Genomic DNA, 10,717 nt, shown 5'->3' with positions numbered 1-10,717 from the left:
GTCGCGGCAAGGTGCTGGCCGCCGCGACCGTCGCCGAGATCGTCGCCGGCGGCCAAGCCACGTCCGTCCGGGTGCGCAGCCCACGGGCCGGCGACCTCGAGGACCTCCTGCGCCGCACCGGCGCCCAGGTCGCCACGACCGCGGACGGCGAGCTCGAGGTCCACGGGTCCACCGCACCGCAGATCGGCGAGGTGGCCGCGTCCGCCGGCATCCCGCTGCACGAGCTCACCCCGGTGCGCGGCTCGCTCGAGGACGCCTACCTGCAGCTCACCGCCGACGACGTGGAGTACCACTCGGCCGCCGTCGGCCAGCCCACCGACCAGCCCGCGGCGAGGTCCGCCGCGATGACGCAAGGAGCAGCACGATGAGCGCCGCGACCATCGCGACCGCCGACCGCACCCCGGGCACCAGGGTGCCGGCCACGACCGTCCACCGCGTCTCGGCGCCCCGGGTGATCGCGTCGGAGTGGATCAAGCTCCGCAGCCTGCGGTCCACCTGGTGGACCCTGGCCCTCACCGTCGTGGTGATGGCCGGGATCTCCACCCTGGTGGCCTGGGGGGCGTCCCAGGGCATCGACGGCGAGGAGCCGATGACGCTGAGCGTCGCCACCCTGCTCACGGCGGGCCGTGGCATGGCCGAGCTCACCATCGCCGTGCTCGGGGTGCTCGTCATCACCGGGGAGTACACCACCGGCCAGATCCGGTCGAGCTTCGCCGCGGTACCCACCCGGGTGTCCGTGCTGGGGGCCAAGGCGCTGGTCCTGGCTGCCGTGGTCGCCGTGACGTCCCTCCTGGGCATGGCCGTGGCCTACCCCGCCACGCTCCCCTGGCACGACGCGCTCGGTGCGACGCTCGACCTGGGTGACGGCGAGACCGTGCGCATCCTGCTCGGCCTGCCGCTGTACCTCGTCGGTGTCGCGCTGCTCGCCCTGGCGATCGGCGCCCTGGTGCGCCGCACCGCCGGTGCGATGGCCACCGTGCTCGGTCTCCTGCTCGTCGTCGAGACGGTGTTCGCCCTGGTCCCGGTGCGGTTCTTCGAGGTGGTCAGCCCGTTCCTCCCGGCCACGGCGGGCCAGCGGCTGCTCCTGGACGCCGAGAGCATGGCCCTGACCGACGCGATGCGGGACGCAGCCCACCTGACCCCGTGGCAGGGCTACGGCGTGATGCTCGCCTGGGTCGTGGTGCTGGGCGCCGTCGCCACGGTGCTGCTGCGCCGCCGCGACGCCTGACCCCGGGACGAGGCGGGGGGTGGGAGAGTGGACAGCGTGACCACCGGGCCCTTCACGGAGCTGGACGCCCGTCGACTGGGCCCGGTGCGGCGGTACTTCGCCGCCCACCCCCGGGCGATGGACCTGGTGGTCATGGTCCTGGTCGGTCTGCCCGGTGCGGCGAACGGCTTCGTCGCCGGGCAGACCCGCAACCTCGCCCTGTCGGTCGTCATCGCCCTGGCCGGCGGTGCGGCGATGGCCTGGCGCCGGTCACGACCCCTGGTCGTGGCCGGCGTCATCTGCGCGCTGGGCGTGCTCAGCCTGGTGACCACCGGCGGCACCAGCGGGATGGAGGCCGGTCTCGGCTTCGCCCTCTACGCGGTCACGGTGGCCTACCCCTCCCGCACCTCCTGGCTCGTGGCGGGCGCCACCGCCGCCGTGCTCGGCACCGCCGCCTGGCTGTGGGAGATGCAGTCCCCCGACCCGACGGCCGGCCAGGGCGACGTGGTCCTCACCGACGACCGGTGGGGCACCATCACCGGCACGGCGATCTTCGTGCTGCTCGCCCTCGCGATCGGCAACGCCGTGCGCAACCGTCGCCAGCACCTGGCCGAGCTCATCGAGCGCGGCAACGCCCTGGCCCGGGACCGGGACCGCCAGGGCGACCTGGCCCGGGCGGCCGAGCGCAGCCGGATCTCGCGCGAGATGCACGACGTCGTCGCGCACAGCCTCACGGTGATGATCAGCCTCGCCGACGGGGCCGCCGCCGCCCTCGACCGGGCACCGGACCGATCCCGCGTGGCGCTGTCCGAGCTGTCGGCCACCGGCCGGACCGCGCTGGGCGACATGCGCCGCGTGCTCGGCGCGCTGCACGACGACGCCCCGCTCCGCCCCGTGGCCGGCGACCAGGACCTCGAGGGACTCGTCGAACGGTTCCGGACCGCCGGCCTGCCCGTCCGCGCCACCGGCCTGCGCCTGGTCCTGCCCGAGGACACCGGCCTGCGGCTGGCGGTCTACCGCGCGGTGCAGGAGTCGCTGACCAACGTCCTGCGGCACGCGCCTGGCACCGCGCGGGTGGACGTCACCCTGAGCGCCGGGCCGGGGCGGTGGACGGCCGAGATCAGCGACCACGGCGCCGCCCTGCCGCCGGCTGACCGGGCGCCGGCCGACGCCGTCGGCGCGGGCCAGGGGCTCATCGGGATGCGCGAGCGGGCCGCGCTGCTCGGCGGGACGGTCGAGGCCGGACCGTGGGAGCACGGCTGGCGCGTGACGGTCACGCTCCCGCACGACGAGCTCCCGCACGACGAGGGGGAGCGATGACGCCCGCCGGCCGGACCCGCGTGCTGCTCGTCGACGACCAGGCCCTGCTGCGGATGGGCTTCACCATGGTGCTGGACGCCGAGGACGACCTCGAGGTGGTCGGCGAGGCCGGTGACGGCCTCGCCGCGATCGACCAGGTGCGCGCGCTGCGACCGGACGTCGTGCTGATGGACGTGCGGATGCCCCGGATGAACGGGATCGAGGCCACCCGGGCGATCGCGGCCGAGCACCCCGCGACGAAGGTGCTCGTGCTGACGACGTTCGACCTCGACGAGTACGCCTTCGCGGCGCTGCGGGCCGGGGCCAGCGGGTTCCTGCTCAAGGACGCCCGCCCGGCGGAGCTCGTCGCCGCGATCCGCACGGTCGCCTCGGGAGACGCCGTCGTCGCGCCGCGGGTCACCCGCCGGATGCTCGAGCTGTTCGCCCGGCACCTGCCCGAGGCGGGCCAGGCCGAGCCGGGCGCGCTCGACCCTCGGCTCGCGGCGCTGACGCCGCGGGAGCTCGAGGTGCTGCGCACGGTGGCGGAGGGGATGTCGAACGCCGAGGTCGCCGAGCAGCTCTTCTGCTCCGAGGCGACCGTCAAGACGCACGTCGGGCGCATCCTGGCCAAGCTGGGCGTGCGGGACCGCGTCCAGGCCGTCGTCCTCGCCTACGAGACCGGGCTGGTCGGCGGGGGTCGCTGACCCCCGCCGACCGCCGCCTCAGCGGCTGGTGCCCACGACGTCCACGACGAAGACGAGCGTGTCCGTGCCCCGGATGCCGGCCTGCGGCATGCCGCGGTCGCCGTAGCCCAGGTGGGGCGGGATCGAGAGCAGCACGCGCGAGCCGACCTGCTTGCCCACCAGGCCGTCGTCCCAGCCGCCGATGACCATGCCGACGCCGATCGGGAACGAGATCGAGGAGCCGCGGTCGTAGGAGTTGTCGAACACCGACCCCTCCCAGATCTGGCCGAGGTAGTGGACCTCGAGGTCGTCACCGGCCTCGACGGTCTCGCCCCCGCCCGGGAGCAGCACCTCGACGACGAGCTCCGCCGGGGCGGGCGTGGCGGGGAAGGTCAGGACGGGCTTGTCGCCGAAGCCCCCGGTCGCGGACGGCAGTGCGGAAGTCATGGGTGTGCCTCTCGGGTCGGTCGCCGGGGCGCGTCTGCGCACCGCCGCGGACCATGGTGCCCGACGACGGCGCCCGCTGCCGAGCCGGGAGGGGTTGCCACCTGTGGCTAATGGTATTAGCTTTCTGCCATGACGACCGTCGAGCACCTCTCCCGCCCGCAGGGCCGGATCGCCTGGACCAGCATCGGCGCCGGCCCTCTGGTCGTCCTCGTCCCGGGCATGGGCGACCTGCGGGGCACCTGGCGCGGGCTCGCCGAGCCGCTCGCGGCGGCGGGCCACCGCGTCGTCGCGACCGACCTGCGCGGCCACGGGGACAGCGACACCACGTTCACCACCCACGGCGACGCCAGCACGGGCGGTGACGTGCTGGCGCTCGTCGATCACCTCGACGCGGGGCCGGCCGTGCTCGTCGGCAGCTCGATGGGTGGCTCGGCGGCCCTGTGGGCTGCGGCCGAGCGTCCCGACCTCGTGGCCGGGCTGGTGCTCGTCAGCCCCTTCCTCGACGAGCCGGTGGCCCGGCCGGCCGCCCGGGCGGTCCAGCGCGCCGTGTACCGTGCGCTCTTCGCCCGCCCCTGGGGCGCGCGCGTGTGGGCCGCGTACTACCGCGGGCCGCTGCACCACGGTGCGCCCACCCCGTGGCTGACCGAGCACGTGGCCGCCGTGCGCGCCGCGCTGCGCGACCCGGCCCGGCTGCGCTCCCTGCGGGACCTGGCGACCCAGCTGGACCACCGCGTCGTCGGCGCCCGCCTCGACGAGGTCGTCGCGCCGGCCCTCGTGCTCATCGGTGAGAGCGACCCGGACTTCCGCGACGTGCCGGCGGAGCTCGAGCGCGCGCGCGGCGTCCTGGGCGCCAGGGCCGTCAGCGTGCCGAACGCTGCGCACTACGCCCACCACCAGGCACCGGTGCTCGTGCTGGAGCACACCATGGCGCTGCTCGGCGACCTCCCCCGGACCGGCGACCGCTGGCTGGCGCCTGCTCCGCGCGCCGCCGGTGCCTAGGGCAGGGCTGCACCGGGACGCCGTCGTGCGCCTCGCGCTCGCGGTCGTCGACGCGGGCGGCGAGCTCACCCTCGCGGCGGTGGCCGCACGTGCCGGGGTGGCCGTACCGAGCCTCTACAAGCACGTCGGGGGCCTGGCGGACCTGCGGCGGGCCGTCGCCCTGGTCTGCCTGGCCGAGCTCACCGACGTGCTGCGCGCGACCGCCGCCGGCGCAGGGACGGACCCGGTCGACCAGGTGCGGGCACTGGCCGCGGCCATCCGCGGCCTGGCGCTGCGCAGCCCTGGACGCTACGCCGTCGTGCAGGGATCGTCCTGGGCCCACGACCCGCAGGCCGCGGCGGTGCGGGCAGCGGCCGCGGAGCCGGTCCAGGTCGTCGCGGAGGCGCTCACGGGCCTGGGGATGGCACCCGAGCGCACCGTCGACGCCGTGCGGGCGTTCCGGGCCACCGTCCACGGCTTCGTCATGCTCGAGCTCGACGGCGGCTTCGGCCTGCCGGACGACGTGACCGCGAGCTTCGAGCGCGCCGTCGACCTGCTCGTCGCGGGGCTGGTCGCCACGCGCGCATGACCCGCACCGCGCGCACGGGCTCGGCCCGCCGCGCCGGCCCGCCTCACCGCGCCAGGAACCCCAGCAGGTCCTGGCGCGTCAGCACCCCGACCGGGTCGCCGTCCTGGACGACCATGAGCGCGTCGGCGTCCTGGAGCGCGGCCCGGGCGGCCTCGAAGTCCTCGCCCACGCCGATGAGCGGCAGGCGCGGGCCCAGGTGCTTGTCCACCCGGTCGGCGAGGCTCGCCCGGCCGTGGAACACGGCGTCGAGCAGGTCCCGCTCCGTCACGGTGCCGACCACCTCGCCGGACTTCACGGGCGGCTCCGCCGAGACCACGGGCAGCTGCGAGACCGCGTACTCGCGCAGGATCTCGACGGCGTCGCGCACCGTGTCGTGCGGGTGCGCGTGGACCAGGTCCGGCAGCGTGCCCGTCTTGGCCCGCAGCACGTCCCCGACGAGCACGCCCTGCGGCTTGTGCAGGAACCCGTAGGAGCGCATCCACCCGTCGGAGAAGACCTTGGACAGGTACCCCCGGCCGCCGTCGGGCAGGATCACGACGATGACGGCCCCGGCCGCCGCGACCGGGTCCTCCTCCTCGAGCCGGCGGGCGAGGCGCAGCGCTGCCTCGACGGCCATCCCGCTCGACCCGCCGACGAGCAGCGCCTCCTCGCGGGCCAGCCGGCGGGTCATCGCGAACGCGTCGGCGTCCGAGACCGCGATGACCTCGTGCGGTACGGCCGGGTCGTACGCGGGCGGCCAGAAGTCCTCGCCCACGCCCTCGACGAGGTACGGCCGGCCGTCCCCGCCGGAGTAGATGGAGCCCGCCGGGTCGGCGCCGACCACGCGGACCGCGCCGCCGTCGGCCGGGGCGCGCCCCGCGCTGACCTCGCGCAGGTAGCGGCCCGTGCCGGTGATGGTCCCGCCCGTGCCGACGCCCGCGACGAGGTGCGTGACCCGGCCGTCCGTGTCGGCCCAGATCTCGGGGCCCGTCGTGGCGTAGTGGCTCGCGGGGCCCTGCGGGTTGGCGTACTGGTTGGGCTTCCACGCACCGGGGGTCTCGCGCACGAGGCGGTCGGAGACCGAGTAGTACGAGTCCGGGTGCTCGGGCGCCACGGCGGTCGGGGTCACGACCACCTCGGCGCCGTACGCCGTCAGCACGTCACGCTTGTCCGCCGAGACCTTGTCGGGGCACACGAAGATGCAGCGGTACCCGCGGCGCTGGGCGACCAGGGCCAACCCTGCCCCGGTGTTGCCGCTCGTCGGCTCCACGATCGTCCCGCCGGGCGCCAGCTCGCCCGAGGCCTCGGCCGCCTCGATCATCCGCAGCGCCACGCGGTCCTTGACCGATCCTCCGGGGTTGACGTACTCGACCTTGGCCAGCACGAGCGCCGACACCCCCGCGGTCACGGCCGTGAGCCGGACCAGGGGGGTGCCGCCGACGAGCTCGGAGACGTGCTCGGCGTAGCGCATGCCGTCGAGCGGGGCCGGGATCAGTCCCGACCCTGGAGGATCGCCAGCAGACGGAGCATCTCGAGGTACAGCCAGACGAGCGTGACGAGCAGGCCGAAGGCCGCCGACCAGGCGAACTTCGCCGGCACGCCCTTCTCGACACCACGCTTGATCGAGTCGAAGTCCATGATCAGCGACGCCGCGGCGAGCCCCACGGCGACGAGGCCGACGATGACGCCCATCCAGCCGCTGCGCAGCGGGCCGAAGTCACCGGGCATGAAGAACGAGAGCACCAGGTTGAGCACCGAGAACGCGAGGTAGCCCACCATCCCGATGAGCAGGAACTTCTGGAACTTCGGGGTGACCCGGACCTTGCCCGAGCGGAAGAGCACGAGCGAGGTCGCGAAGACCGCGACCGTGGCCAGCACGGCCTGGATGACGACGCCGTCGTAGAACGAGTCGTAGAACGCGCTGATCCCGCCGAGGAAGACGCCCTGGGCCAGGGCGTACAGGGCGATGAGGACGGGGCTCGGCTCCTTCTTGAACGCGTTGACGAGCCCGAGCACCAGGCCGACGATCATCCCGACGAAGAACAGCTGCGGCGCGACCACCCACGTGACGGCCGCCGCGGCGACGAGCAGGCCGAGCAGGCCGCCGGTCTTCATGATGACGTCGTCGTACGTCATCCGGCCGGTGTCGCGCGTGGTCGCCGCGGGGGCGCCGTACATCTGCTCGAGCGAGGTCTGTGCCATCCCGGGCATCGCGGCGGTGCCGGCATCGGCCGCCTGGTACTGGTTCGGCTGCACGGTGGTGGTACGCCCACGCTTCGGCTCGCCGAAGATCGCGCTGTTGCTGAAGACGGGGTTGCTCACGGTTCCTCCAGGTCGCGGCGGCTGCACTCTGCGCGCCATCGGGTCACGACCCTACTCATGCTACGCAACGTCGCACCCGGGCGATCCGTTCCCGATCAGCCCCGCCAGCGCCCCGGGCGGAGCGCGCGCGCGGCGGCGAGAGCCACCGGTCCGTCCCCGTGCCGCGCGCGCTCGAGCGCCACGAGCGCGTCGAGCGTGGCCGTCGGGTACCCGTCCGCGACCGCCGCGGCGGCGAGGTCGGCGAGCCGGGCGCGGGCCACGAGGCTGTCCTGGTGGGCCCCGAGGACGTCCTGGGCCGCGGTCATCCCCTCGACCAGCGCGGTGGCCGGCGCACCGGCGAGGCCCGCCACCGACTCGGCGGCGTAGCGCGCGGCCTTGGCCGCCTTGCGCGCGTCGTGCAGGGCCGTGTCCAGCGGCGGCCCCACGGCCGCGCGGCGCGCGGACCGCAGCGCGTGCCGCACGCGCCGCACGGCCCGCCGCACGCCGGGGTGCACCGCCGTCGGCGCCCGGCCGGCACGCCCGCGCCACGGCGGCGCGTCCACGAGCGTCGCCAGCGCGTCGAGGAGCGCGAGGTAGCGCGGTCCGTCGAGCGCGGCGAGCAGGGCCGAGCGCGCCGTCGTGAGCTCGCGGTCCAGCGCGGCGCGCAGCCGCCCGCCGCCGCCGTCACCCTCGTCCGGCGGCAGGTCCGCGAGCGCGGCGAGCAGGCGATCGCGCAGCACCTCGGCGTCCCTGGCCGCCCCGAGCACCGTGCCCCACCAACGCAGCTCCGCGCGCAGCGGCGCGACGGCGTCCTCGTCGAGCAGTCGGCGGTAGGTCGCCAGGGTCGCGCGCAGCCGGCGCACGGCGACGCGCATGCGGTGCACCGCGTCGGGCAGGTCGAGGCGCACCTGGGGGTCGCGGTCGACGACCTCGGCGACCTGGGCCCCGAGGTAGGCGAGCACGACGTCGCCGGCGGTCCGCGGCGGTGCGGGCGCCCCGAGGTGCGGGGCAGGCACCCCTGCCGTCGGCGCGGGGAAGGCGTCGGCGGACGGTGCGGCGAGATCCGCCGCGAGGGCGCGCGCGAGCTTGGACTGCGACACCGCCGGCCGCGCCCCGCGGGCCAGGAGCGCGGCGACGACGGCGTCGAGCAGCGCCCGGTCGCCCTCGACGAGCTCGACCTCGACCTCACGCCAGCGCTCCGTCTGTCCGCCGGCGCGGTGCGCGACGACCCGGTCGTCGACCACCTCGACGAGCACCCGGCCCGCGGCGTCGACGACGTGACGCACGGTCCGCGTGGTGCGCAGCACCGCGACCGGCACCAACGGCTCGCCCCTCGTCCGGGAGCGGACCAGCGCCGCCAGGTGGGCCGGCACCTCCGCCGGCGGACGGCGGGCTTCGTGGCGCACCTCGAGCCGGGCCTCGCCGAGCGGCAGCTTGAGGTGCCAGCCGGCGTCCGGCCCGCCCGTCCGCCGGCGCAGCGTGACCCGCGAGCGCAGCAGGCGCAGGTCGGCGGTGTCGAGGTAGGTAGCGCTGAGGCGGCGGACCCCGGCGGGCTCGACCCCGAGCGGGGTCCCGAGCGGCCGGTCCGGCCCCGCCGCGGGTGCGAGGAGCCCGGCGAGGTCGGGCATCCGCCAGCCGGGCGCGACGTCGACCGTCGTCTCGGTCTCCAGCGCCGTCGTCGCCGTCATCACCGCTCCTCGTGGACGCAGCCCGCGGTGCCCCCGGCAGGGCTCGAACCTGCACTGGACCGGGTTTAAGCCGGTTGCCTCTGCCGATTGGGCTACGGGGGCGCCACCCGGACGTCCTCATCCTGCCAGGGCGACGAACGGCCCTCGCGGCCGTCAGGTGCGCGGGGCGGAGGCGTCCCGGAAGTCGGCGCGCGGGTCGTGCAGCCGTCCCAGCGCGACGAGCTCGCGGTGGAAGAACAGCGCCAGCGTCCAGTCGAGCACGATCCGCACCTTGCGGTTGAAGGTCGGCATCTGGGCCATGTGGTAGGTCCGGTGCATGAACCACGCCGGCCAGCCGCGCAGCTTGATGCCGTAGACCTGCGCGACGCCCTTGCCCAGGCCGAGCGACGCCACGGTGCCGACGTGCTTGTGCTCGTAGGGCACGACGGCGGCGCTGCGCAGGTGGCGCGCGAGGTTGTCGCCCAGGTGGCGGGCCTGGCGCACGGCGTGCTGGGCGCTCGGAGCGCACATCTTGCCCGGGTTGGCCAGGTCGGGGACGGCGGAGCAGTCCCCGGCCGTCCAGGCGCCGTCGACCACGGTCCCGTCGGCGTCCGCGACCTGGAGGGTGGGGATCGCGCGCAGCCGGCCGGCCTCGTCGAGCGGCAGGTCGGAGTGCTGCAGCACGGGGTTGGCCTTGACCCCGGCGGTCCAGACGATGGTGTCGGAGTCGAACTCGGCCCCGGTCGAGGTCACCACGTGCCCGTCGACGCACGAGGACAGGAACGTGGCCAGGTGCACCTCGATGTTGCGCTTGCGCAGCTGCTCGAGCGCGTACCCGCCCATCTCCTCGCCGAGCTCCGGCAGGATGCGCGTCGAGCCCTCGATCATGACGAACCGCAGGTCGGCCGCCTCGATGCTCTCGTGGTACCGCACGGCGGCGCGGGCCATGTCCTCGACCTCGGCCATCGCCTCGACCCCCGCGAACCCCGCGCCGACGAACGTGAAGGTCAGCAGCCGACGGCGGATCCCGGGGTCCCACGTCGACGCGGCCTCGTCGAGCTTGCTCAGCACGTGGTTGCGCAGCGCGATGGCCTCCTCGACCTGCTTGAAGCCCATCGCCTGGTCCGCGAGCCCGGGGATGGGCAGCGTGCGGGCCACGGCACCGAGTGCGACGACGAGGTGGTCGTACGACAGGTCGTAGGGCTCCCCGACGAGCGGGGTGACCTCCACCTTGCGCTCCGCGTGGCGGATCTGCGTCACCCGGCCGGTGAGGACGTCCACACCGCGCAGCTCGCGCCGGTGCGAGACGACGACGTGCCGCGGCTCGAGCGAACCCGCCGCCGCCTCGGGCAGGAACGGCTGGTAGGTCATGTACGAGCGCGGGTCGACGACGGCGATCGCCACCTCCCGCCGGCCCATCCGGCGCCGCAGCCGCAGCGCCGTGTAGAAGCCGACGTACCCGCCCCCGAGGATGACGATGCGGGGCACCTTGCGGGTGCGCGGGGCGGCGTCCGTGGGGCTCATGCGCTCACGCTAGGTGCGGACCCCCGGGCGGACAACCGGGGCG

11 protein-coding genes and 1 tRNA gene are annotated in these 10,717 nt (G+C 75.4%); 6 read left to right on the top strand and 6 right to left on the bottom strand.

The features are described 5' to 3' along the window. From PKY62_RS10195 to PKY62_RS10180, 4 genes are all read left to right on the top strand, one after another. The coding region (locus PKY62_RS10195; RefSeq protein ID WP_502875830.1) for a DUF8746 domain-containing protein at positions 1-368 on the top strand (368 nt) is incomplete at its 5' end. Continuing rightward, positions 365-1,228 carry an ABC transporter permease subunit gene (locus PKY62_RS10190; protein WP_324536599.1) on the top strand — a complete coding sequence of 288 codons (864 nt, stop codon included), beginning with the start codon at positions 365-367 and terminating at the stop codon, positions 1,226-1,228. The genes PKY62_RS10195 and PKY62_RS10190, both read left to right, overlap by 4 nt. A gap of 36 nt (positions 1,229-1,264) precedes the next feature. Beyond that, positions 1,265-2,527, top strand: coding sequence for a sensor histidine kinase (locus tag PKY62_RS10185; protein WP_324536598.1), 1,263 nt, complete (start codon positions 1,265-1,267; stop codon positions 2,525-2,527). Continuing rightward, positions 2,524-3,210, top strand: coding sequence for a response regulator (locus PKY62_RS10180; protein ID WP_324536597.1), 687 nt, complete (start codon positions 2,524-2,526; stop codon positions 3,208-3,210). Before PKY62_RS10185 ends, PKY62_RS10180 begins: the two co-directional genes overlap by 4 nt. An 18-nt stretch (positions 3,211-3,228) precedes the next feature. Here the strand turns inward: PKY62_RS10180 and PKY62_RS10175 are convergent, their stop codons facing one another. Further along, entirely contained in the window at positions 3,229-3,636 is a 408-nt protein-coding gene (locus PKY62_RS10175) for an FKBP-type peptidyl-prolyl cis-trans isomerase (protein WP_324536596.1), read from the bottom strand. A gap of 129 nt (positions 3,637-3,765) precedes the next feature. Between PKY62_RS10175 and PKY62_RS10170 the strand changes: the two genes are divergently transcribed. Beyond that, positions 3,766-4,635 carry an alpha/beta fold hydrolase gene (locus tag PKY62_RS10170; protein ID WP_324536595.1) on the top strand — a complete coding sequence of 290 codons (870 nt, stop codon included), beginning with the start codon at positions 3,766-3,768 and terminating at the stop codon, positions 4,633-4,635. 25 nt (positions 4,636-4,660) lie between these two features. Further along, a complete protein-coding gene (locus tag PKY62_RS10165; RefSeq protein WP_324536594.1) occupies positions 4,661-5,203 on the top strand; it encodes a TetR-like C-terminal domain-containing protein in 543 nt (180 codons plus the stop codon). 43 nt (positions 5,204-5,246) lie between these two features. Here the strand turns inward: PKY62_RS10165 and PKY62_RS10160 are convergent, their stop codons facing one another. The 5 genes from PKY62_RS10160 to PKY62_RS10140 form a co-directional block, all read right to left on the bottom strand. Further along, the gene (locus PKY62_RS10160; RefSeq protein WP_324536593.1) at positions 5,247-6,653 is read right to left on the bottom strand and encodes a cystathionine beta-synthase; all 1,407 of its coding nucleotides are present in this window, start codon (positions 6,651-6,653) and stop codon (positions 5,247-5,249) included. A gap of 20 nt (positions 6,654-6,673) precedes the next feature. After that, on the bottom strand, positions 6,674-7,504 hold the full coding sequence (locus tag PKY62_RS10155) for a Bax inhibitor-1/YccA family protein (protein ID WP_324536592.1): 831 nt from the start codon (positions 7,502-7,504) through the stop codon (positions 6,674-6,676). A gap of 95 nt (positions 7,505-7,599) precedes the next feature. Next, positions 7,600-9,171, bottom strand: coding sequence for a CYTH and CHAD domain-containing protein (locus PKY62_RS10150; protein WP_324536591.1), 1,572 nt, complete (start codon positions 9,169-9,171; stop codon positions 7,600-7,602). A 28-nt stretch (positions 9,172-9,199) separates the two neighbouring features. Then, positions 9,200-9,273: transfer RNA gene (locus tag PKY62_RS10145), tRNA-Leu, on the bottom strand. 51 nt (positions 9,274-9,324) lie between these two features. Further along, positions 9,325-10,674: an NAD(P)/FAD-dependent oxidoreductase gene (locus PKY62_RS10140; RefSeq protein WP_324536590.1), complete on the bottom strand. Its 1,350-nt coding sequence runs from the start codon at positions 10,672-10,674 to the stop codon at positions 9,325-9,327. Between the last annotated feature and the right edge of the window lie 43 nt (positions 10,675-10,717).

Source organism: Actinotalea sp. (genome assembly GCF_035443605.1).
Lineage (GTDB): Bacteria > Actinomycetota > Actinomycetes > Actinomycetales > Cellulomonadaceae > Actinotalea.
This window is presented reverse-complemented; position numbering and strand designations above follow the sequence as displayed.